The organism is Haloarcula mannanilytica (genome assembly GCF_005406125.1).
Lineage (GTDB): Archaea > Halobacteriota > Halobacteria > Halobacteriales > Haloarculaceae > Haloarcula > Haloarcula mannanilytica.
On record NZ_BIXZ01000011.1, the window covers coordinates 46885 to 71085 of the forward strand.

The window sequence follows — 24201 nt, forward strand, 5'->3', positions numbered from 1 at the left end:
TTTATTGTCTCCGGGGTTCTGGACCGTCCAGAGCTGGTTCTCGTGGCTATCTGTCCAGTTCGACGGTCACCATTACCGGTTTCAGAACGCGCCAGTCGCCGCATCCGCGCCGGTATGCTTTTCCTGACTGCGAGGGCCATTGCAGACAGGAGCGATAATGTCACGCAATCAGCCAGTAGACTTGCGAACAGCGTACGCGCAGAACCCGGTCGGAATCGACGAACCGGCCCCAAACCTCCGATGGCGGGTCGACACTGAGCGCCGTACTGCGAGACAGACGGCGTGCAGAGTTATTGTCACGTCGACCCCGGACCGGCTCTCCCCACGGACAGTGGATGTCTGGGACAGCGGCAAGCAGTCGACGGGGCGACCGTCAGTGACGTACGGCGGTCCCGCTCTCGAATCGGGAACTGTCTACTACTGGGCGGTTCGCGTGTGGGATGAAGCCGGCAAGCCAAGCGAGTGGAGCGAACCCGCTTGTTGGGAGACGGGGCTTCGCCACGCCGACGACTGGCAGGCATCCTGGATCCGTCGCCCCGAAGACGGCTCGTTCCAGCGCGGTCAGTTCACCTACGTTCGCCGGCCGCTCACTATCGAAACGGAAATCGACCGGGCGAGAGCGTACGTCTCCGCCAGCCACCAGTACGAACTCTCGGTAAACGGCACCCAAGTAGACCGTGGGCCGTCGTTTTCCTATCCGGACTATCAGTACTACAAGACGGTGTCACTCACTGATGCTCTCGTGACTGGCGAGAACGCAGTTGGAGCGCTGGTTCACTGGAGCGGCGAGGGGCAGGGCCGACCGGCCGCGGAACCGGGGTTCATCTGTCAGATCGAGTTGCGGTTCGCCGATGGGACCGAACGGACCGTCGTCACTGACGGGTCCTGGCTCGTCCGAACGGCCGAATGGCGGGAGGACGCGCCATTACGAAACGACGAGATCGCCGAACCGGTCGAGCGTATCGACGGACGGGCGGAACCGAACGGTTGGTCCGAACCGGGGTTCGATACGGAAACGTGGGAGGCCGCGGCTGTCGTCGGGACGCATCCGACAGAGCCGTGGACACGTCTCGTCGCACAGAACTGTGACGTGGTCCGGTCACCAGTCGAACCGGCGTCGATAGACCATCTCGGTTCCGGTTCGTACGTCGTCGATTTCGGACGCATTTATGCGGGTATCCCAGCGGTTCGATTCGAGGCGGGGGACGATGGTCACCGTGTCAAACTCAAAGCGGGCTATCGACGCGACGACGACGGAACGGTCGCAGAAACCGACGGCACGCAGTGGACCGACATGAGTTACGAGTACGTCCAGCCAGAGGGCGAAGGCTGGTTCCGACCGTTCAACTCTCTCGGCATCAGATACCTACAGATCGACGACCCCGGCGAATCCCTCGATACCGACCAAGTGCGCCTGCTAACACGGAGGAATAGCGTTCCCGATACAGGGGCAGCGACGTTCGAATCCGCGAACGAAACCGTCGACAGCGTCTTCGAACTCGCTCGGCACTCCGCACTGTACGGCTGTCAGGAGCAGTTCGTCGACACGCCAACCCGCGAGAAGGGGCAATTCCTGCTCGACGCGTTTAACATCTCGCAGACGACGACCCACGCCTTCGCGGAGCGGCGGCTGACCCGGAAGGCAATTGCGGAGTTCATCCGGTCACACTACCGCTACTGGGCGTGTGAGGGGCGACTCAACGCAGTGTATCCGAACGGCGACGGCAAGCGAGATATCCCGGAGTTCACCGTCTCGTTTCCGGAATGGGTCTGGCAGTACTATCGTATCTCCGGTGACCGCCAGACACTCGACGTAGCGTACCCAGTCGTGCAGTCGGTCGCAGCTTACGTCGAGCGCCACGTCGATGGTGACACCGGACTCGTCATGCACCTCTCCGGCGGCGACAACAGTTGCTACGAGGAGGGTATTATCGACTGGCCGCCGGAAATGCGCTACGGCTACGACCGGGACTGGGCGGCGAGAACGACGGTCAACGTTCTCTGTGCGGGCGCCCTTGGTCGGGCGGCCGACATCGCAGCCGCGCTTGACCGGCCGGAATGCGAGCAGGCTCATTATCGTGACAGACGGCGTGATCTCCGAGATGCAATCGACGCGCACCTGCGCCGGGGCGACCGGTACGTCGATGGCTGCGACGCGGCCGACGCGAGTACATCAACCTCCCAGCACGCCAGCGCCCTGCCACTGGCGTTCGACCTCGTCCCTAAAGCGCACGTTGACACCGTCGCGGACCGCGTGGCTGCTGACGGCATGAAGATGGGGCCGATGACAGTCAGGTGGTTACTTGGGGCGCTTGCGACGGCGGACCGACCCGAGGCAGTCGTGGATCTGGTGACGGACGCTGAAACCGACGGCTGGGCGAACATCCTCGCACAGGGTGGCACGTTCACCTGGGAGAGTTGGCGGTGTCGAGACCCCTCCCTGCCGGCCGACCACCGGCACAACCGTAGCGAGTCCCACGCAATGGGGTCGACAGTGCTGGTGAGCATTTTACGGACGCTCCTGGGTGTTCGCCCCGACGGTATTGCCGGTGAGCATGTCGAAATACGGCCACCCGCTACGGGGCTGACATCGGCCTCCGGTCAGATGCCGACCGAACGAGGAACCGTCGAGGTCGCATGGACTCACGAGGCGAACGAGACCCCTGCCGACAGCCCGAAATTCCGGCTTGAGACGACCATCCCATGGAACACATCGGCGACCGTCGCGCTTCCGACACGGGAACGAGATGCCACCGTGACCGCAGATGGGGAACCGATCCAGAGCGGGATGAGAGCAACGGCGCTCGCCGACGGCATCACGAGTGTCCAAGATGGCAAGCGGTTCGAGGTCGATCTTACATCGGGGACGTACCGGTTTGCGGTCGAATAAGTCCGAAATCCTCGAACACTCCCCGCTGTCCCACTCAGTCTTCGAGTAGCGGGCGCAGTTCCCCGGCGAGGTTTTCACCGATCGTACTCATGGCGTTGTCCCCCGGGTGGACAAGGTCGGTTGTGAGTCCCTCGATAGTCGGGAGCAGGGCCGGCCCTTCGAGAAGGGAAACGTTCTCGTGGGGTGTTTCAGCAACTGCCTCGCGGAGTTCCGCACGGAACCGCTCACACATCGCCTCGGGGTCCTCGCTCTGACAAACGTCTCGGGCGTTCCGGAAGATAGTGATTGCGACGACTGGCTTGTCGGGGTGGGCGCTCGCGACTCGGTCAATCATCGCCTCGGCGCGCTCGCGGAACGTTTCAGGGGGGAAGGTCCCAACCATGTTCACCGATATGGACAGCGTGGCAATGTCCCAGTCGTCGCGCTCGGCGATGTGGTCCGCAATCGCGCTATCGCAGTAGGCCGTCCCACACGAGCCGAGGTTGACCAGGTCGGCGTCGAGCCGCCGGGCCGTCTGGCTGACATAGTTCAGGTGCTCGCCCAGCGGGGCCTCGCCCTCCGTTATCGAGGTGCCGTAGGCCAGGTAGCGTCGGTCGGGAAGTTCATCCTCGCGTGGCGGACGGACATCGCCATCGAGACCGTGGTAGACCATCGGTCCACCGCGGTGCTCGCCCGGTAACTGGATCCGACAGACCCGCGGATCGAACGCGAGGTCGTCACGGGCCGACGGGTCGAGGTCGGCCAGTTTCTCCGGCGTTTTGACCTCGATTGTCGTCGGCGACTGCCCGACATCGACTTCGGTCGCGCCCTGAATCGGTCCCCAGAAGACCCGGACGGTGCCGACGCTGGCACTCCCGCCGGGAAGTGTCGAGAGTGTCACCCTCACAGGCCCTTCTGGGACGAACCGGAGTTCGACGCCCGCGGGGTGGCGCATGCGCGACTGCGCGCCCTCGTTGAGGTCCGTCCGCACCGCTTCCGGAACTCGCTGGAGGAGCTTTCCGTCCCGTCCCTCGACGGACCGAACCTCGCCAACATTGTGGAACTGGATGCCATCGTGGTGCATGAGCGTACCGTAACACGACACCATTATCAATTATTGGGTCCATTCGCCGTCGTCCAGTCTCTCTACCGAGCGGACTCCAGTTGCTATCGGGTGATTTGTTCGTGACTGTTGGGACTGAGAACTCCGGACACGGTGGTGTTACCCTTCCAGCACCGCGGCGCTGTCGAGATTATACGCCTGTAAATACTCGCGTTCGAATTCGGCGAGGTCAGCGAACAGTTCGCGGGCCGCATCGCGCTGGATCGTGACGAGCGGATCATTGAGAAACGCCTGAAAAGCGAGATCAAGGTCCCCTGCGAAGCCGGCTTCGACGAGCGTTTCCTGGTTGTTTACCGTACGCATGACCATCGAGCGGACTTCACGCGGTAGCTTTCCGGCAGTGATCGGTGCGACCCCGCCACCGGTGACGACGGCGTTGGTCTCGACGACAGCCCCCGCTGTCAGGTCGGGTGTCTGCCCTCGGTTCGGATAGTTGACGTGCGTTTTGATCGGTTCGATGCCGACCAGCGCCCGCATGATGTCCACGACTTCCTCGCCGGACTCGGTGAACTCGAAGTCCGCCGCATCGCTGATGTGTCGTTGCATCTTCGCCGGCCCCTCGCCGCCTTCGGTGCGCGCGGAACTTGGCGTCAGCCTGATACCCCAGCGGTGGATCTCATCGGGCTCGTCGATGTCGAGATACCAGGGAACGAACTCGGCGAGGTGTCGATCACCCGCGGCGCCGAGCAGCCCGAACCGGTCGTACAGATCGAACGCGATCTGCTGGTGGTTTATCCAGTATGACTCCCCGCGCAACTCGCCGGGTTCGAACTGCGGCAGCGGTTTTTTGCTTTCGAGTTCGCGGTCCAGATACTGGAAGACATCGTGGTCGTGCCAGTAGGCTTCGTCGACCCACGTGAAGTGATTGATTCCCTTGACGTTCAGATTGATCTCGTCGGCGGAGACGCTGTCGGCTTCGTCGATGTACCTCTCAGCCATGTCGGCCAGCAGTCGCTGGGTTTCGAACACCTCGTGACAGAGTCCGATAGCGTTGATGTCGGGGAATTCCTCGTACAGCGTCCGCGTACAGACCGTCATGGGGTTCGTGTAGTTGATCACCCATGCGTTCGGACACTGTTCGCGGACCGCAGCGGCGATCTCGCGGTACTGCGGGATCGCTCGCATCGAACGGAAGATACCGCCGGGCCCGACTGTATCCCCGACGGTCTGGTAGATACCGTACTCCTGTGGCACGTCGAGATCGTGGACGAACGTCTCTTCGACCGGGTCCTGAATCGAGCAGATGACGAAGTCGGCTCCGTCGAGCGCGTCGTCCATGTTCTGGCGGGCTTCGAACGTCCAGTCACCAGTGGCTTCAGAGCGGTTTGCCAGACCGTTTGCCAACTCCGCGTTCTGCGTGGCCGCTTCGTAGTCAATATCGTAGAGTGTAACCTCCCCTGCGAGGTCGGTACACTGGAGGAGGTCGTTGATGAGCGTGTGCGCCCAGCCGTGACTACCGCCGCCGATATACCCGATTGTCACCGATGTTGGTGATCCGGATGACCCACGTTCTCCGAGTTGGTGCATATGAACGTCACACACACCGGAGGACAAAGTAGTTGGCGTCATGCCTGCGGTAGCCGATAGCGGCAGCGATTATCGGGTCTGGCGACCGATAGCCATCATATCCGAACCAATATCTGGTAACATCTCGGTCGCGTATCTGTGTCTCGGTAGCCCACACTATCAGTGGCAATGGTAGCATAGCCCAGGAGTTGAACTAGCGAAAGTATACGATATACACTTCTTTCCGATAATATCGGATGAATTGGATTCAAGCGATGCAGCTCATTTCTCTACAGAATAGGTGTTTCTGTGTGACTATCGCCTACTCTATTGTATATAGTTTACACACGTATGTCTGTAACCTTTCCTCTGGAGGGGTCCGGCAATATCGAGGGGCTTTCCGATACTACCGGATTATGATCGTGGAATATCTACTACGAATATGCTGTACTCTATACAGCTCGGAAACTAAAAACACATATACAGCCCCTCAATTCATCAATTACAACAGTTACGGACAAACAGTCTCGAGCTGGTCTGGTATTCCAGAGTCTACTAAGGCGTTTTGTTGTACTGGATTTGGACGTTTTATAGTTACAGACACAATTCGCTGTTGGGCACCGACATTTGTAGCAACGCTACAGGCGGTCACGCAGATCCACTCGACAACCCGTAATAATCGACCGAGTCGACTGGGATTCTCCGAGCCATCGCAGTCGTTGTGGTCCGTCGCCGATATCTGCGAGAGCGGCGAACAGTTCTGGTACGTCGAACAGGGATATATTACAACAGGAATCCCGAAAAGGGGACCCTGACTCGGACAGTTCTCCCGATGTGTCGAGTCCGATTTACGCTTGATGGAAATGGCTACTCAGTAGGTCCCCTACTGTGGACAATACACTTATTTGAGTGACTGGTAAACACGGGAGCATGGAGAACGCGTTAGTCGTCATTGACGACACTGACACCCACCGGGAACTGCTCGCTGAAGCCGGACAACTCGCTCACGGTAGCGGTGCGGAATTGACCGTTCTCTCGTGGATAACGCCGGAGCAGGTCAAGGAGACGGCAGACAACCTGGAAGTGATAGAACAGGTCGAGGGAACGTCTTACAGTGACCCCGGTTCGGCTTCGACCGCAAAGCAGTTCGCGCGACAGTTCGCGGAAGATGTCTTCGCGTCCGTCGATGATTCGATCCAGTTCACTGCGGAGGGCATCGTCAGTACGGAGAGCGACATTGCTGATGACATCATCGCTACTGCGGAGCGGCGCAACTGCGATCACGTCTTTATCGTCGGTCGTCGACGTTCGCCGACCGGAAAGGCCCTGTTCGGTGACTTCGCTCAGCGAATCCTGCTCAACTTCGACGGCACTGTGACACTCATGATGGACTGACCGGCCGTCGTCGTTGGGCTCTCGTGCAGGCGGACAGACCGAGATACTGGAGTCGTCTAAATGCTGCTCACGGACTCGTGGTGAAAGGTCCCCGACTACATCGGAATGGGCTATCGCGAGGGCGAACAGAGCTATTTCTGGCTGGCCCGAGACAAGCCACCGCGGCGGTACCGCCGTCGGCGTTCACTGGAGCGGTATGACGGCATATCTCAGGTATTCGGTACCTGGATAGCGCGTTCGTGGCGCCGACACAGAAACCTTTGTGATAGCTGGGATGGAACTGTCCACAAGATGCCTGACGAAACGTTCACCACCGTACTCTGTCGGTTCCGTCGTCACTTCCGACTGCTGTTTATGGTATCAGTGCTGTCGTTGCTCATCCTCGGGACCGCTCTGACGGCCATCGAGAGCGGGTCTAGCACGTACGTTATCACTGTTGTCCAGATCGTCACGTTTCTCGTACTCGGGTCGCTCTCGTTCGGGCTGATGGTCCTCTGTGCGCGAAGTAACGAGTGAGCGAGCGAAATCGAGAGATCATGGAACTCACCACGAGCGTACCTCTTGAGGGTCTGTCGTGTCACTGCTATATGCAATCTAGGAGAAAGTTATATATGTACCGATTGTAACAGATAGTCCGTGGGAAACATGGTCAATAATAGTCCATTGAATAGGCGGAAATTTATCGGGGCGAGCGGCGGAGCACTGGCGACGGCACTGGCTGGTTGTATGGGTGGCGACAGTGGGGGTGGCGGGGAGGCCCCCTCTCAGTTCGTCACAGCTTTCGAGGGCGGCCGTCCGCCGACAGAGGTACACTTCAATCCGTGGAATCCAGCGAACTACGCCCAGACATACAGCATCTACTGGCTCCAGGGAACGGTTGTCGCACACGGCGACGGCTCAACCTCCTCGGAGTTCTTCGAGACCCTCAGTGTCGACGGGCGGGAGGTGACCATCGAGTTCCCGACCGATTGGACATACTGGAACGGGAACGACATCACGGCCGAGGACTACTACGTCGAAGCGGAGATCGACCGCTACCAGGACCCTGAAGGCTCTCCGATCAAGGGCCACGAACTGGTCGACGAGTACACCGTCCGTCGGATCTACAAGGACGATATTGCACCGACCGTCGCGAAGTTGAACGCGGGCTACGGAATGGCAGCGCCTAAGTCCGTTTTCCGGGAATATCTCGAACGGTACGAGGACGCCACTACCAAGAGCGCCCGCGAGGATGTCACGAACGACCTCCTCCAGATGACGATTCCGACCCAGGAGTTCGTCGACCAGGGTCTCGGGAGTACACTGTTTCGGATAGAGGATTTCAACTCCTCGGAGACGCTGGCGGTCAAACAGGAGGACCATCCGTGGTCCGACCGGACGAACATCGAGGAAATACGTGTCCTCCCGAACGTCGAGTCCGGGACGCAGGTCGAGCAACTCGAAAAGAGCAACGAGCTCGACATGACCCAGTACATCACCGAAAATCAGCGGTCAGATTACCCCGACAACCTCCAGAACGTCTACAAACTGAGTCACTACAACTGCCAGAAGTACCTGTTGAACTGGAACAACAAACATCTCGGGAACAGAGCGGTTCGACGGGCCATTATTTCTGCGATCGACATCCCTTCCATTGTGGATGCAGCGGCCCAGACCGGGATGCTTGCGAGTCCCACACAGGTCCAGACGGGTATTCGAGAGACCATCGAGGAGATGTATCTCGGGGAAGACTTCACTGACCAGCTCATCCAGTACCCCGTCGAAGCCGACGCGGAGACGGCACGCGGATACATGCAGGACGCCGGCTATTCGATGGACGGCGACACCTGGGTCGGACCCGACGGCGACACCATCGTCTTCGACATTATTACGCAGTCGTCCGTTTCGCAATCCCAGCCGACGAAAGTGTTCAGTGACCAGTTGAACGATTTCGGGATGGAGACGAACATGAACGCTATCGGCCAGGACTACTACTCGAAACTACAGGAGTGGGAGTTCGATATCGCCTGGATATGGCACGTCGCGCTGCCGTTCTGGCACCCGACGGCATACTTCTCCAACAACTTCTATGGCGTTCTCGCCGGCGATCCCGACAGCGGAGAGGACACCGGGCCGACCGGCGTTCCGTTCACGACAGAAATCCCCGGTGAGGTCGGGGCAGCGGAGATCGGGAGCGACCCCGTCGAGATTAAGCCGGCGCAGTTGATGAACAATCTCGTCGGTGCGTCCTCAGAGCAAGAGACGATCGAGATGACACGAAAGCTCGTCCGGTGGTTCAACTTCGACCTCCCCTCTATCGTTCACTTACAGGAGAACCGCGGCTTCGGCGGCGATGTCGAGAACTTCGATTTCCCCGATCCGGAGGAGGCTCGTCTCGACCGGCCGAACCCTGGACCCTGGGCGCTGACGACTGGACGGATCTCGAGCAACTAACACCGCCTGAAACGATGCAAGCCAACGCCCCCAGACCCATGCCAGAGGAGACCCATGAGCGGTAATTACTTCGTGAAACGCGTCGGACAGGCGGTGTTGACGTTTTTCGCGACGGTGACGCTCACGTTTGTCCTGTACCAGATGATGCCGGGCGGGCCGGCCGAGGCACTCCGAAACGTCATCCTCCAACAGCAGATGGGGTCGGGAAACACGATTGATCCGGCCCGGATCGAACAGCTGGTCGCTCAGTACACGAATCTGGAGAGTGACGCACCGATATACGTCCAGTATTACCAGTACATGAGCAGCGTCTTCCTCGAACAGGACCTCGGCGAGTCGCTCTATGAAAACACCGCCGTGACGACGCTCTTGGCCGACCGGATCCCGTGGTCGATGCTCATCAGCGTCTACGCGATGGTGATCGGATACACCGGGAGTATCGTCCTCGGCGCGGTGATGGCCTTCAAGGAGAAATCCCGGTTCGACTCGGTGTCGTCGGTCGTCGTCATCGGCCTGAACTCCACGCCGTACTACGTCGCTGGTATCCTGTTCATCTTCTTTTTCAGCATCCGAAACGAGTTCTTTCCGACGGGCGGCCGGGTCGGACTCGGCGTCGAAGCGGGATTCAACGTTGCGTTCATGCAGAGCATCGCCCACCACGCTGCGCTCCCGATACTCTCGATGAGCGTACTCGGCCTCGGCGCTGCGCTGACGATGCGTGGCAACTCTGTCCGCGTCCTCGGAGAGGACTATCTCCGGGTCGCTGAACTCCGGGGGCTCCGAAATTCCCGGATCGCAACGCAGTACGTGGGACGGAACGCCGTGTTGCCGATGTATACGCAGTTCATGATCGGTATCGCCGGGGTTCTCAGCAGTTCCGTCATCGTCGAGCAGATCTTTTCCTACCCCGGCGTGGGGATGCTGGTCTACGAGGCGATACAGGTCAGAAACTACCCCGTCCTCATGGGGTCGCTCATCGTGTTCACGCTCGTGACAGTTGTGGCGATCCTCATCGCGGACCTCACTTACGGGTTCATCGATCCACGAATCTCGGCCGGAGGGGACAATGAGTAACGATCAGGAGGGGCTAGAAACGCTTTTCGACGCAGACATCGACCGGGAACCGGTCCCGCGGTCCCAGCGGCTCAAACGGCAGTTCGACCTCTACGTCGCTGCCCCCTGCCGGGTAGCGATGACTGACTGGCGCGCTCTCGTCGGGACCGTGATTGTTGCCGTATTCTTCCTGATGGGGACGCTCGGTGTCTGGCTCGTCGATAAACCATCAAGCGGGGACGCCCCCGTACTCGAACCACCGTTCCAGAACTTCGACTACATTCTCGGGACGGACACCTTCGGACAGCCGATCGGGGCGCAACTCATTCACGCGACACCGGACATGTTCAAGATGGTCATTGCCGGGGCTGTCGTGAGCGTCGGTTTCGCGGCACTGGTCGGGGTTGTCTCGGGGTTCCTCCGCGGAACGACGGTCGACACCACGTTGATGTCGATAACGGACATCATTATCACGATTCCCGGCCTCCCGCTTGTCATCGTCCTCGTGGCGATCTTCCAGCCCGAAAGCCCCTATGTGATCGGCGTCTTGCTCGGCCTCGACAACTGGCCCGGATTAGCCAGAACGGTGCGCTCACAAGTACTCAGCATCCGGGAGGAGTCCTACGTCGAGGCATCACAGATCATGGGTCTCTCGACGGGAACGATTCTCCGGCGGGACGTACTCGCACAACTCATGCCATACATAACGGTGAACTCGGCGCTGGCGTCCAGACGCATCATCTTCGAGTCCGTCGGGCTGTACTTCCTCGGGATCCTCCCGTTCACGACGTTCAACTGGGGCGTCATGATGAACATCGCATACGAGGGGAACGCGTTGAACCGACCGGACATGTACCACTTCCTCACGTTCCCGTTACTGACGATCTTCCTGATGTCGTTCGGGCTCGTGTTGTTCTCACAGGGAATGGACAGCGTGTTCAACGTCAGACTCAGAGCGCGCCACGCGTCGACGATAGATGACGACGGGGGCCACGAATGATGCGCCGAGAAGTAGCCGACCCCGAGGATAGGACTACGGAACTGACTGCTGTTCACTACGATAGTACGACCAATGAGTAACACAGAGACGATCTTCGAGGTGCGAGACCTCAACGTCACGTTTCAGATGAACCGCGGGCAGTCACGCGTCGTGCGTGACGCCGACATCGATGTCGCTCGTAACGAAACCCTCGGCATCATCGGTGAAAGCGGGAGTGGCAAGTCCATGCTCGCCTCGTCATTTCTCAACGCCGTCGTCGAACCCGGTGTCACGACCGGCGAAGTCACCTTCTATCCGGAAGACGGGAACCCAGTCTCCGTCCTGGATCTGTCCGACTCCGAACTGAATCGGTTCCGCTGGGAAGCGGTAGCGATGGTGTTCCAGGGAGCGATGAGTTCGTTCAACCCGGTCACGAAGATCCGAACGCATTTCAGGGAGACGCTGCAGGACCACAACCGGGACATTCCCGCCGGGATGGACCGCGCAAGAGACCTCTTGGAGAGCGTCTATCTCGACCCGGAGCGAATTCTCGACTCGTATGCACACGAACTCTCCGGCGGGATGAAACAGCGCGCACTCATCGCATTGAGTCTGGTTCTCGAACCAGATGTCCTCGTCCTCGATGAGCCGACAGCAGCGCTGGACCTGCTGATGCAGCGGTCTATCGTCACGCTCCTGCGTGAACTGCAGGCGGAGTACGATCTGACGCTCGTGTTCATCACGCACGACCTGCCGTTGCTGACCAAGCTTGCCGACCGAATCGCTGTCATGTATGCGTTCAACATCGTCGAGATCGGGACGACAGACGATCTACTGTATAACGCGTCGCATCCGTACACGCGTGCACTCCTCGATACGACACCGGATCTGAACGTGCCCGTCGACGAAATGGACATCATCGAAGGCAGCAAACCGGATCCGGTCGACCAGATACCGGGTTGTTCGTACCACCCTCGGTGTCCACTGGCCGACGACCACTGTCGGTCAGAAGAGCCGGCGATGATGACCGTACGCAACACTCAAGAATCAGCCTGTTTCTACTATAACCAGGCCGCAGACGCAGTGCCGATCAGTGCGGCACCCAGTCACAGTCCGACAACCGACACCGCAACTGACGGAGGTGACCGTTGATGGGGGCCTCGGATCCGATGCTCTCGATGGACGGCGTCTCCGTGGAGTTTACGAACGGCGGTGGGCCACTGGATATCTTCGGCGAATCCGAGACGGTGAGAGCAGTCAGCGACGTGTCCCTTGATCTCGGTGAACAGGAGACACTCACACTCATCGGCGAGAGCGGGTGCGGGAAATCGACACTGGGGAAGACGGCAATTGGTGCCCAAAAGCCAACGAGCGGCACAGTTCGCTATCGCGGCCAGGATATCTGGAAGGCGAAACGAAACGCCGGTGATGTGTCGATATCCTTCGACGAGATCCGACACTCCCTCCAGATAATTCATCAAGACCCCGGCAGTGCGCTCAATCCGAACCAGCGGATACTCACGTCGCTGATGCTCCCACTGAAAAAGTGGTATCCCGACCTCGGCCGCGAGGAACGAGAGGAGCGCATCCACACGCTGTTCGAGCGAGTGGGGATGTCACCGCCCGGCGATTATCTGAACCGGTACCCACACCAGTTGAGTGGCGGCGAAACCCAGCGTGCGGTCCTCGTTCGTGCGCTGTTGCTGAACCCGGACCTCATCCTCGCCGATGAGGCTATCAGTGCGCTTGACGTGTCCTTGCGCGTCGAGATGATGGACCTCATGCTCGAACTACAGGACATCTTCCAGACCTCGTATCTGTTCATTTCCCACGATCTCTCGAACGCTCGCTACATCGCAGAAAAGTCCGGCGGTCGCATCGCCGTGATGTACCTCGGCGAGATTGTCGAGATCGGAACCGTCGAGGAAATCGTCGAAAACCCACAGCATCCCTACACGAAGGCACTGCAGTGGGCAACGGCGAATCTCTACGAGGACGACGCCGAAGCGGAGTTCCCGCTGCGCAAAATTGACGTGCCTGACCCGACAGACCTCCCAGCAGGCTGTCACTTCCATCCTCGGTGTCCGAAGGCCCGGGAAGTCTGTCGGCAGCAACATCCAGAACGCGTCCACGCTAACGGCGACAAAGAGAACTACGCCCGCTGCTTCCGTGCTGATGAGAACCACGAGTACTGGGATAGTCCGGAAATCACGGATGAGTAGCCCATTGCCCGCTCACAGACAGCCAATCAAAACAGAGAGTCGAAATATATCACAAGAGAACAATGGCAAACGCTAGCAACCAAAGCTCCGAACGGCGTCACTCGTTGAATCTCCCCGGCAGCCGGAATGTCTGGGTTTCCCTGGGCATTGCAGTCGGATTGATCTTCATCGGAATGTTCGTCACGACTGGGGTCCTGTCAGGTGTGTTCGGTCTGTGGGGGATCTCGCTCTTTGTCGTCACTGTCGCTGGTTGGGTCGCGTATCGACTCTGGTACCACTACGGTTCGTAGCGTCGGCGTTCGGTTCAGTTTCGCGGTGGGTGCTGCTGTGTGAGAGGGATTACTGCCACTTTGAGCCCGGAATAGACCGCTTTCGTAATCGAACTTCGAACTCAGTCGCTTCAATGGCTATGTTCAGGCATCCCGTTCTCACGTCGTATCGGAGGCAACCATCACGTTGGGCAGCTCAGTACACCATTCTCCGTGGGAGAATATCGTTCTATAATAATCAATTGCTGATATTAGGAGTGTGTTTTGTGACGTGGTGTCAAGCCTCAGTATCTTCACAGTCACAGGCCCCCTGTTCGAGGAATTCCTGCACCGTATACTGTTGGTAACAGTCTTCGCAGGTCACCGTCGCCGAGATGACGACGTTGAATTCGCCGATATCGACGACTCCGTTGCGGTCGAGTTGTTCTATCGTGTCCGTCGTCACGGCCGCAGTCCGGCTCTGCAGCGCCCCGAGTTTCTCCTGGCTCTTCGTGAGTCGTTCCTCGTCGCTCGGTGAGTCGAGTGTCGTATCGAGACAGTCCGTCAGGTGGTTGTAAACCGTCTGGTGGGAAACGAAATCCGATTCGACCTGTTCGACAGGGACGCCGTCGTGTTGCAGTTCAGTCCGGGTTTCGACTCGTGTGCCGCTGCTCACGTCATCGTCTGTGAGCAAACGATACGTGTTCTCTATCTCGCCCTCTTTGAAAGAGACGTTCGCGTCCTGGAGTGCCGCTTCGAGTACCCGCTGGTTGACAACCGTTGCGAGCGACCGTGTGCTGTACTGTTCTCCGGTTTCACCGGTCCAGTACGCGATGAGGTCCTCGTCAAGCTCGGAGAGTTCGTATGTGTCCGCTATCCGCCCGAGTTTACAATCACACGATAGGGCGGATGACGATGTGTTGTCGGAGTCTGCCATAGGGTAACCTACGACTCGGATTCAAAAGGAGTTTCGACTGCAGTCCTACTGTGTTCGTCTGTGCCTGGCGATAGCGTTTCCACCAGGGCAGACCGCTGGTGTAGTTTACACGAGTATTACTGTAAATCCCACTCATCGGTTCTGGTGACTGCGACGACCCAACAGTGGTGAGAGAGTCCATTGAAGGGATCACTAGCCTGTGTAAGACTCAATGACCGCGTATCGAACCCAATCTAGGCTAGTTCGAGTCACATAACACCGGCTCAGACTCGGATGATAGTACTGGTCCGAGAAACAGAACGATGTTCTGTATGTATGGCTTCAGTTCCGTCGAGGATTTCAGTACTATCCCATTGAAGCGTTAGAGTATGCTGTACCCACCATCTGCGTACAGGAGGTGTCCGGTAACGTAACTGGCTGCTTCGGAGGCCAGAAACAGGTACGATCCGGCGAGTTCGTCAGGTGTCCCCATCCGATCCATCGGAATATCGGCACTGACTTTTTGTTCGCCGATCTCTGGGATATCAGCCGATTCGAGGATGAATCCGTCAGTATTAGTCTGTTCTATCTCCGGATTGTCCGTGCCGAACGTCGTTTCGATGACGCCCGGTGCAACGGCGTTGACCCGAATGTCGTGCTTGGCAAGTTCGAGCGCCCCGACGCGGGTGATCATCATAACTGCGCCTTTTGAGGCGTCGTACATCGTGTGGCCGACCTGTGCGTATTCGGAACTGATCGACGCCGTGTTGACGATACAGCCCGGATCGTCCCTTGCTAGCATCTGTCTGGCCGCCGCCCGACAGCCGGCGAACACGCCGCGAACGTTGATAGCGAACACCTGGTCGAACGCCGCTGTCCCGGTTTCTATGAGCGACGCCTCGCGGTAGATACCGGCGTTGTTGACCATCACATCGACACCACCGAACTCCCGACTGGCTTCAACGACCGCTGCCACGTCGTCCGGATCGGAAACATCTGTTTCGACGAAGATGGCACGGCCGCCGTTGTCCTCGATGAGTTCGTGCGTCGGTGTCGACTCCGCCCCGTCTACGGGATGTTCGCGGATATCCGCGATGAGGACGGTCGCACCAGCATCGCCGAATCGGCGGGCCACTGCCCGGCCGATCCCCGAGGCGCCGCCTGTCACGACAACGGTTTCTCCGGAGAAGTCGTACTGTAACTCTCCCATAGGTGAGTTGTCGTGACGACCCACTTAATGGTTGGCTCGTCTGCACGACCACAGTGGACTGGGCGGTCAGAGCCGCGTCACACAGAAACCAGTCACGAGTAGTTGTGTTCGAGCTCGATGACGTTCGCTACCCCTAGCACGTCGGCGGGGAGTTCGTCGTGGAGCCGGTTTTCACTGATCCGGTGGACTGGACAGGCGACACTGATCGCCCCGATACTCCTGTCCGCTCGATCCGTGATAGGCGCAGAAACACAGCAGAGTCCAGCCAGACGCTCTTCGTCATCAATAGCGTACTGCTGTTTCCGAATCCGATCGAGTTCCTCAAACAGTGTGTCACGGTCCGTTATCGTCTGTCGCGTCATCTCCGGGAGCCCGTGAGTGTCGAGTATTTCGGCGACTTCGTCGCGGGGTCGGAAGGCGAGAATCGCCTTTCCGAGGGCCGTACAGTGGAGGTAGACCTGTTTCCCTGCGTATGTATCCAGATCCACGGCGTTTTCGCCGCGGGCCTGGTAGAGATAGATGCCCCGCCCGCTCTTTTCGACGAGTAAGTTCGCCAACTCACCTGTTTCTTCAGCGAGGTTCTCGACTTCGGGACGGGCCGTTTGGTAGATAGCCGTTCGGTTTCTAGCGTACGCGCCGAGTCCCAGGAAGGACAGACCGACCTGATACTCGTCGCCGTCCTTGACTAGATACCCTCTGTTTACCAGTGTGTTCAGGTGGTTGTGGACCGCACTTTTGCCGATATCGACACATTCAGCGATTTCGGAGACGCCCGCGCCGTCACGCTCCTGGATGATCTCGACGATTTCAAGTGCTCTATCGACTGTCCGAACTGGGTGTTTCGGCTCTTCCATAGAGACCTTTCGAATCGAATATGTATAATACTAGTCTGCTTGACGGTCGGTCCGCTCCTCGAAAGGCGGTTCGTTTTCGCCACCCCAGTCGTGTACCGTCGGCCGGACTGGACCAACTGATAGAGCGTTTCATCGATCTGATCTTGCAGGAAAGCCACACTGTCGTGACAGGATTAGTGGATCGATGCTGTTCGCTAACTCAAATGGTATCCATTCGACCCCCTACATTTACAGCAGTACGTTCGTAATTCTATAGCTCTAGATTTAGTATTCTCCACGGTGAGCCCGATAATACCGGACACCCCTACAGTCTCAAGCTAGCGTCTATCTGCAAACCAGTTCTGGCCTCCTTTCCAGAGCGTTGATTTACACGAGTACTAGTGTAAATTCATGGCGGGCATCACGAACGAGACGCACCATCGTATCACAAGGACCCAGATCGTTCCTGTCTCGGGAACAAATTTATAATCAAACGGACATAGACTTCCAGTATGACGACAAACGAAGGCCCCGGACGGACGATACAATCCGCGGAGATCACGCTCAACATCATCAGTGAACTGCAGACACAGGACGCCACCAGAGTCACTGCACTCGCAAATCGTCTCGGACACTCCAAAAGTACGATTCACAACCATCTCCATACGCTCGAAGACCAGCAACTGGTCGTGCGGGAAGACGGCGAGTACAGGCTGAGCCTGCGGATCCTCGACATGGCGATGCACGTCCGGGAACAGATCGGGAACTACGACGTGATCCGGAACGAAGCCGACGCGCTGGCGGAGGAAACCGGTGAAATCATCCAGTTCGGCATAGAGGAACACGGAAAGGTGTCCTATCTCTACAAGGCGACCGGTGAACAGGCCGTCGAGACGCTCTCAGGGGTCGGGAAACAGCAGCCCATGCACTCGACATCGCTGGGCAAGACCATCCTCGCGTATCTCCCGCAGGACCGGACCGAGCGGCTCATCGAATCGATGGACCTCGAACGGTTCACATCGAACACCATCACGAGTGCCGACGCACTCAGAACTGAACTCGAAGAGATACGACAGCGCGGCTACGGTATCGACGACGAGGAGAACATCGAGGGACTCCGGTGTGTCTCCGCGCCTGTCGAGAACGGCGACACCGTGTTGGGGGCGATCAGCATCACCGGGCCGCTGAGCCGGTTCACGGACGACCGCATCCACGGTGAGCTCTCAGAGCTTGCAACCGGCGCGGCGAACGTCATAGAACTGAACACGAAGTTCTCCGGCTGAGGTGTCGTTTCTCCGTCTGTATCGATCAATAGGGGCCTCGTCTCTCCGTTTTCGACCGCCGTTTCGCTCTCAAGAACTCCGTGTTCGACTCAGCGGGTAATATTCAATATAGTACGTCTGGATAAATCAGAGCGCCGCCGTTACGCTCCAGCTTGTGTAGGTCTTCGGCAGGGAGGAACACATCTCTACAAAGCCCTCCTCCGAACTCCTCTATATGAAGTGGTAGCACAGGAGAGACACAAACACTAGATTCTCCCCCTCAGTCGTTCTACGGCGGATTTCGTCGGTTGTTTCCCCAGCGAACCGATAGCGTTACCGGGACAATCGGGAGGACGGGGTGTAATTCTGTTCCCCCAGGAGGAACACGAATGTTACCACACTTACAAGATGGCCTGACCCAAGCCGGGGGCGGTGGAACGAGACAGGCTACGTCCCGTAGCGAAACTCCGTCCAGGGGCCGTCGATGAACGGGTACTCCTCGATGACATCGAGATTCACTTCGATACCCAGGCCGGGGTCGTCCGGGACTGCGAGCCGACCGTTCTCGACCGGCGGCTGTCCCTCGACGATGTCAAACGCGAGGTCGAACGGGTACATGCCGGGGTCGCCCGAGGCCTCGACGAGCGGATCGTCCTCGAAGACTGGATATTCCACGAGGTCTACCTCCGGTGCGGCGGCCACCAGGTGGGCGTTTGCGAGCAAACCGAGCCACGTTCCGAAGTTGTGGGGGACGAACTCGATGTCCCGACCGCGACAGTACTCGATGGCGCGGTGACAGCCGGTGAACCCGCGGTGGTGGCGCACGTCACCCTGGAGGAAGTCGACAGCGCCGGTCTCAGCGAGCGCGAGCAGCCCGTCCGGCGAGTCCTCGCTTTCCCCGCCGGCGAGCGCTGCGCCGGTTTCGGCGAGCCGTCGATAGCCCGCGTAGTCGTCCGGGGCGACCGGTTCTTCTACCCAGTACGCGCCGTTCTGTGCGGCGTAAGACACGATGTCGGCCACGGTCTCGTCACCGTAGCTGTCTTCGAGTTTCCACCACGTGTGGGCGTCGAGCATCAGTTCGGTTTCTTCGAGCGCGTCTGAGACGAGGTCGATGGTCCGCCGGTCGCCGTCGGGACCGATGCCCGGCCGGTACTTGTACCCGAAGAACCCCGCCTCCTCAACGGAGCGGGCCTGTTCGGCGAACCCCGCCGGCTCCATATACATCCCGGAACTCGCATACAGCGGGAGATCAGTCGTGGGCTCCGGCGGGTCGTCGTACCGAGTGCGAAGGAGTTCGTACACCGGCGTCCCGAGTTCCTTCCCTCGGATGTCGTACAGTGCCACATCGAGCGCAGAGATGGCTTTCGTCTTGAGACGGTCCGAGAGACTCGTCGCTTCGATGCGTTCGTGAGCGTCGGTGATCTCGCTGATTTCCTCACCTTCGAGGGCTGCTGCCGCCTCGTTCTCCAGCACGTCGGCGAAGGTTCCCTGCGAGTCCCCTTCGAAGTACTCCCGCATCGCGGAACTCGTCGCTCCAGCGGTCGCAGCGCCACGGAGTCCATCAGCGGTCTCAACGACAGCGAGAACAACGTCGCGTTTCAGCAGGCGACGGATGCCCCCATGGAACTGTCTCTCCTGTGTCGGCTCTATCGGAGACGAAAGGGCAAGGGCTCTGACCTCGGTAATACGCATATTTCACCAGAGACGCGCAATCACATAAATATCCCCGCCCTGCTAACGGCAATTCCTGTTGACTCAGGAAAGTACGTCGCCCCTATATTCCGCCCTTCGGTGACTGCCTGTTTCCAACAGCTACTGGGAGCGTGTCAAGCGGGCCACCCCGCAGCGCGGCCGCCAGTCGGAGGAGCGCTAGAGGTGTCGGGTTGTCCAGTACCGCCAGGCCGCGAGTGTCGGTAAACAGTCCGTTCTCCCGCTCATCCAAGAGGCGGCCACCGATGCTAGCCGCGGCGTCGAGATACGTGTCGTCTCCGCTTGCCCGGTACAGTTCGAGAAGGCCAGACAGTAGTTCCGGTCCCACGGCTTCAGGGCCCACATCGAAGCCCAGACTGGGGCTCTCTTCCGGAGCGCCGATGTCTCCGAGACCGATTCCAGCGACGATATCCCGCGCTGTCGCGTAGCACAGGTCGTCCCCGACAATTCGGTACGCGCGGGCGTACGCCCACAAGAAGCCCGGGCCGGCCTCGATAGGACCGATGACGCGTCCCTTCGGGCCGAAGTACCCCTCACGCCGGATGACGAAGCCTTCAAGGCTCAATCCGTCCGTGAGCATCGGGGCGAACTCGTTGTCACTGGGTCGATAGGCTGCTTCCCGCCAGGCCCGGAGTTCCTCGACCGCCCACTGAGCGAACGCCGCGCCACGCTCATCCAACCGACCGGCGAGCGCCAACTGCTGACGCTGGACGATGGGGCGGGGCCGGAACAGAGTCCCCTCAAAAATGCGGTGGTCGCCGTGGATGTACGGTGCGAACTGGTACTGTGCTCGGTCTCCTCGTATTTCCGGGCCGTTACAGTAGCTCGCATGCTGGCTGAACTGATAGCCGCTGATCCCGGGGTCCTGTCTGGTCTCGACATATCGATGAGCAAGGCGCTTCGCCCATGCCAATGGTTCGTCCTCGCCGGTGAGATCAGCGAGCACCCCGGCCGCGTAGTAGAGGTCGCTTCCTGTGTTGACGAATGTCAGTCCGTCGCCCCAGAAGAACACGTCGCCGCCCTCGTACTCGTGATCCCAGAGGGTCCCTATCGGCTCATTCCAGCCCCCGTGGCGGTTGAAATCGAGCGAGTCCCAGTCGAGAACGTGCGCGTTCCAGAACGCCTTGACGAACTGGCGAGTCGCGTCCGGCGAAACGTCGTAGAGAAGCTCGTAGAAGGGGTACTCGAACTTGAGTTCGTGGTCGCTCTTTCCGACGACGACCTCGTCGGCTTCGAGATCGTAGGCTGCGTGACCACCCCAGTACACCAGACCGATGTCGTCGGTGGCGTGCTCGAACGTCCACGAGATGATATCCTCCGCCTTTGAGCGATACGTTTCGTCGTTGGTGATCTCGCTCAGGCCGACGAGCGCGCGCAGAAACGACTGCTGGAGGGCAACGTTCGAGAGGTAGCCATCGGCAACGTCGCGCCCGTCGTATTTGACCCCGGCACGGGTGGTTGCGTCAAGCGCGTCGACAAGAAGCGGCGTGGACTCGTCGCCGTAGTCATCGCGTGCGTGTTCGAGAACAGTATCGGCGTGGAGTTGCACACCGTCTATAAGCTCGCTTGCGGAAGGCACACTCATTCCGTCTCGTGGTATCTGTCGGCGACATCTTGTGTGTTTGGGTGTCTATAACATGGTGCGGAGGAGCAGCGACCGGTCTAACGACGGTGGTGGGGAACATGTATCCATAGCCGATTCAACATAACGCTTATTCATGCGGTGTTGGAACGAGGGTGTATGGACCCAGCAGACAGTATCAATGTCCGAGATCGGGGTGCAGCAGGTGACGGTCGACAACGCGACACCGAGGCACTCCAGTCTGCGCTGGACGAAGCGGCTGCGAACGGCGGAACGGTCCGTCTCCCGCCGGGAGAGTATTTGACCGCGCCGCTGGTTGTCGGTGACAACACGACGCTCCGCGTGGACGCTGGGGCGACGCTACGGTTCGTCCGTGACTACCAGGCCTTTCCCGATGCGCAAAGCCGCTGGGAGGGGTGGGACCAGGTCGGGTTCCACCCGTGTCTGCGCGTGTATGAGGCCGAAAACGTCAAGATAACGGGCACCGGGACGATAGACGGTCAGGGGGACTACTGGTGGCAGTTCTACGAGGCTGCCGAGTCGGAGATCCCGACTGGACTCCGGGAGCGACTGGCTGAGTTCAGTGCACGAAACGAGAAGGAAGACGACGTGAGCAGTTTCACGCTCCGCCCACCGCTGTTCCAGGTGTACGACAGCGAGAACGTCTCCATCTCCGGGGTCACGCTGCAGCGCTCGCCGTTCTGGAACACCCACATCGTCTACTCAGACAACGTCACGCTCCATGACCTGACCGTGTCCAATCCCGCGGACGCGCCGAACGGGGACGGTATCGATATCGACTCCTCACAGCACGTCCGAATCAGTGACACGTACATCAATGCGGGTGACGACGCCATCTGTATCAAGTCTGGAAAAAACGAGGAGGGGCGTGCGGTCGGCGTTCCCGCGGCTCAGATCACTGTGACGAACTGTACTATCGAAGCCGGCCACGGCGGCGTCGTCATCGGCAGCGAGATGTCCGGCGACGTGCGCGACGTGGTCGTGTCGAACTGTACCTTCACGAACACTGACCGCGGCATTCGCATCAAAACCCAGCGCGACCGGGGCGGCGTCGTCGAGGACCTCCGCTTCGATACCATCGTCATGCGCCACGTCGCCTGCCCGTTCGTCATCAACGGCTACTATTTCATGGATATCGACAGCGACGAGATACCCGTCGACGAGGGAACGCCGATGATCCGGAACGTGAGCTTCCATGACATCACCGCCCGCGACGTGGAGAGCGCCGCGTTTCTCGCAGGCTTGCCCGAACAGCGGTTTGAAGGAATCAGCTTCGAAAACGTCGAAATCGACGCCACGCGGGACCTCGACGCCACCGATCTCTCGCCGGCGATGGCTAGCAACTACGACCAGCGCCATGGGCTGTTCTGTAAGTCAATCGGGGACGTTTCCTTCGACAACGTAACGATCCGAACCCCCGAGGGGCCGGCGATGACGTTCGCGGAAACTGGGTCGGTGACCATCGACGGACTCGACGTGTCCGGCGTGTCCAGTCCCGCTATCGTCGTGAGCGATGTCGGGCGAACAGCGGTCAGCGGTTGTGACGGGGCGACCGTTCCGGAGACGTTCCTCGAAGCGAGCGGCGACGGCATCGTCTCACTCGCTGGCAACCACGGGTCGCTGGGAAATGCTATCGACGCGACGGACGCCGTCGAGGTCCAACGCGAATGAACCCTCCAGCGAACATCGACGATCAAAGTTCCATGCTAGCACACAACTATTTCCGTATCGCCCGAGGGAATTACAGGTAATGACCGACAACACAGACCCCATAGCTGTCGGCGTTGTGGGTATCGGGAGTCTCGGGAAACGGCTCGCAGAGCAGTTCCAGGAACTTGAGCGAGCGGACCTCGTCGCGCTTGCGGACCGAAACGAAACCGTGCTGGCCGATGTCGGCGAGCAGCTCGGCGTTCCGGAGACTGGACAGTACACCGACTACGGTCAGATGCTCCGCGATGGCTCCCTCGATGCGGTCGGTATCGCAACACCGAACGGGCTCCACCACGACCAGACACTGGCTGCCCTCGACGCGGACCTTCACGTCCTCTGTGAGAAGCCCCTGGCCACGACCGTCGAGGACGCATACGAGGTCACTCAGCGTGCCGAGGAGAGCGACGCCGTCGTGATGGTCGGCTACCAGCGCCACTTCAATCCGGCCTACCACATGGCCCGGGAGCGCTGGGCGCTCGGGGACCGTGAACCCCGGTTCATCACCGGCGAGATAACGCACGACTGGCAGTCCTGCTACGAGCGGGACGACGATTGGCGAATGGACCCGGAACTCAGCGGCGGCGGCCATCTGATGAACGTCGGGACACACGTCATCGACGCCATCCTCTGGACGACGGGACTGACGCCAACCGAGGTCAACGCGAACATGGTGTTTCACGACGACGAGCAGATATTCGACAGACAGTCGACCATCAACATCGAGTTCGCAAACGGTGCAGTGGCGAACGTCTCCGACACGGGCGTCGTCGCCCGGACACGCGAGCACGTCCACATCTGGGACGAGGAAGGGGCGGTGTATCTCGAAGGACGGGAGTGGGACGACCGGACCGGATACACCATCGACGACGAGGGGACCGAACACGACCCCTACTTCGGGTACAGTCGGTGGCTGAGCAAGGGCACGGCGTTCCTTGAAGCGATTGCCGAGGGAACTGAACCACCGGCAACGGTCTACGACGGACTCAAGGCTGTGGTTGTGACGATGGCCGCCTATGAGTCAGGTCGGCAGGAGGAACGTATCGATATCCACGACCGGTTCCCTTTCCTCGACGGGGTTTTCGAATAGCAGCATCCGATTCCCGAATCGAGTTCAGTCGGTCCGTCGCGT

The 24201-nt window shown here is 59.4% G+C and carries 18 protein-coding genes; 11 read left to right on the forward strand and 7 right to left on the reverse strand.

Features of this window, described 5'->3' with window-relative positions; translation table 11 throughout:
* Positions 1-157: 157 nt before the first annotated feature.
* Positions 158-2890, forward strand: a complete 2733-nt coding sequence (locus tag Harman_RS18985; protein ID WP_137685272.1) for a family 78 glycoside hydrolase catalytic domain — start codon at positions 158-160, stop codon at positions 2888-2890.
* 34 nt (positions 2891-2924) lie between these two features.
* Here Harman_RS18985 and Harman_RS18990 read toward each other — a convergent pair whose 3' ends face one another.
* Positions 2925-3953 carry an SGNH/GDSL hydrolase family protein gene (locus Harman_RS18990; protein WP_137685273.1) on the reverse strand — a complete coding sequence of 343 codons (1029 nt, stop codon included), beginning with the start codon at positions 3951-3953 and terminating at the stop codon, positions 2925-2927.
* Positions 3954-4091: 138 nt separating this feature from the next.
* Positions 4092-5519, reverse strand: coding sequence for a family 4 glycosyl hydrolase (locus Harman_RS18995; RefSeq protein ID WP_137685274.1), 1428 nt, complete (start codon positions 5517-5519; stop codon positions 4092-4094).
* Between the two features lie 909 nt (positions 5520-6428).
* Here Harman_RS18995 and Harman_RS19000 point away from each other — a divergent pair.
* The 7 genes from Harman_RS19000 to Harman_RS19030 all read left to right on the forward strand — a co-directional run bounded on the left by Harman_RS19000 (position 6429) and on the right by Harman_RS19030 (position 13580).
* On the forward strand, positions 6429-6893 hold the full coding sequence (locus tag Harman_RS19000; protein ID WP_137685275.1) for a universal stress protein: 465 nt from the start codon (positions 6429-6431) through the stop codon (positions 6891-6893).
* 291 nt (positions 6894-7184) lie between these two features.
* Positions 7185-7409: a hypothetical protein gene (locus Harman_RS19005; RefSeq protein ID WP_137685276.1), complete on the forward strand. Its 225-nt coding sequence runs from the start codon at positions 7185-7187 to the stop codon at positions 7407-7409.
* A 210-nt stretch (positions 7410-7619) separates the two neighbouring features.
* On the forward strand, positions 7620-9326 hold the full coding sequence (locus tag Harman_RS19010; protein ID WP_200831002.1) for an ABC transporter substrate-binding protein: 1707 nt from the start codon (positions 7620-7622) through the stop codon (positions 9324-9326).
* A gap of 54 nt (positions 9327-9380) precedes the next feature.
* A complete protein-coding gene (locus tag Harman_RS19015; protein WP_137685278.1) occupies positions 9381-10400 on the forward strand; it encodes an ABC transporter permease in 1020 nt (339 codons plus the stop codon).
* Positions 10393-11379 carry an ABC transporter permease gene (locus Harman_RS19020; protein WP_137685279.1) on the forward strand — a complete coding sequence of 329 codons (987 nt, stop codon included), beginning with the start codon at positions 10393-10395 and terminating at the stop codon, positions 11377-11379. The genes Harman_RS19015 and Harman_RS19020 overlap by 8 nt, the downstream gene beginning before the upstream one ends.
* Before the next feature lie 72 nt (positions 11380-11451).
* Complete coding sequence (locus Harman_RS19025; RefSeq protein ID WP_137685280.1) at positions 11452-12510, forward strand: ABC transporter ATP-binding protein; 1059 nt, start codon at positions 11452-11454, stop codon at positions 12508-12510.
* Positions 12510-13580 carry an ABC transporter ATP-binding protein gene (locus Harman_RS19030; RefSeq protein ID WP_137685281.1) on the forward strand — a complete coding sequence of 357 codons (1071 nt, stop codon included), beginning with the start codon at positions 12510-12512 and terminating at the stop codon, positions 13578-13580. The genes Harman_RS19025 and Harman_RS19030 overlap by 1 nt, the downstream gene beginning before the upstream one ends.
* A gap of 546 nt (positions 13581-14126) precedes the next feature.
* Here Harman_RS19030 and rdfA read toward each other — a convergent pair.
* The 3 genes from rdfA to Harman_RS19045 all read right to left on the reverse strand — a co-directional run bounded on the left by rdfA (position 14127) and on the right by Harman_RS19045 (position 16808).
* Entirely contained in the window at positions 14127-14765 is a 639-nt protein-coding gene (gene rdfA, locus Harman_RS19035) for a rod-determining factor RdfA (RefSeq protein WP_137685282.1), read from the reverse strand.
* Between the two features lie 361 nt (positions 14766-15126).
* Complete coding sequence (locus tag Harman_RS19040; RefSeq protein ID WP_137685283.1) at positions 15127-15954, reverse strand: SDR family NAD(P)-dependent oxidoreductase; 828 nt, start codon at positions 15952-15954, stop codon at positions 15127-15129.
* A 92-nt stretch (positions 15955-16046) separates the two neighbouring features.
* On the reverse strand, positions 16047-16808 hold the full coding sequence (locus Harman_RS19045) for an IclR family transcriptional regulator (protein WP_137685284.1): 762 nt from the start codon (positions 16806-16808) through the stop codon (positions 16047-16049).
* Between the two features lie 491 nt (positions 16809-17299).
* Here Harman_RS19045 and Harman_RS19050 point away from each other — a divergent pair, with 491 nt between their 5' ends.
* A complete protein-coding gene (locus tag Harman_RS19050; protein WP_137685285.1) occupies positions 17300-18070 on the forward strand; it encodes an IclR family transcriptional regulator in 771 nt (256 codons plus the stop codon).
* Between the two features lie 426 nt (positions 18071-18496).
* Here the strand turns inward: Harman_RS19050 and Harman_RS19055 are convergent, their stop codons facing one another.
* Positions 18497-19741, reverse strand: coding sequence for a mandelate racemase/muconate lactonizing enzyme family protein (locus Harman_RS19055; protein ID WP_137685286.1), 1245 nt, complete (start codon positions 19739-19741; stop codon positions 18497-18499).
* Between the two features lie 82 nt (positions 19742-19823).
* Positions 19824-21344 (reverse strand): pectate lyase, encoded by a 1521-nt coding sequence (locus Harman_RS19060; protein WP_137685287.1) that lies wholly within the window; start codon positions 21342-21344, stop codon positions 19824-19826.
* A 156-nt stretch (positions 21345-21500) separates the two neighbouring features.
* On the opposite strand from Harman_RS19060, the gene Harman_RS19065 reads away from it, so the two are divergent.
* Together Harman_RS19065 and Harman_RS19070 are read left to right on the forward strand one after the other, a co-directional pair.
* Positions 21501-23033 (forward strand): glycoside hydrolase family 28 protein, encoded by a 1533-nt coding sequence (locus Harman_RS19065; RefSeq protein ID WP_137685288.1) that lies wholly within the window; start codon positions 21501-21503, stop codon positions 23031-23033.
* Positions 23034-23112: 79 nt separating this feature from the next.
* Positions 23113-24159 (forward strand): Gfo/Idh/MocA family protein, encoded by a 1047-nt coding sequence (locus Harman_RS19070; protein ID WP_137685289.1) that lies wholly within the window; start codon positions 23113-23115, stop codon positions 24157-24159.
* Positions 24160-24201 lie beyond the last annotated feature (42 nt).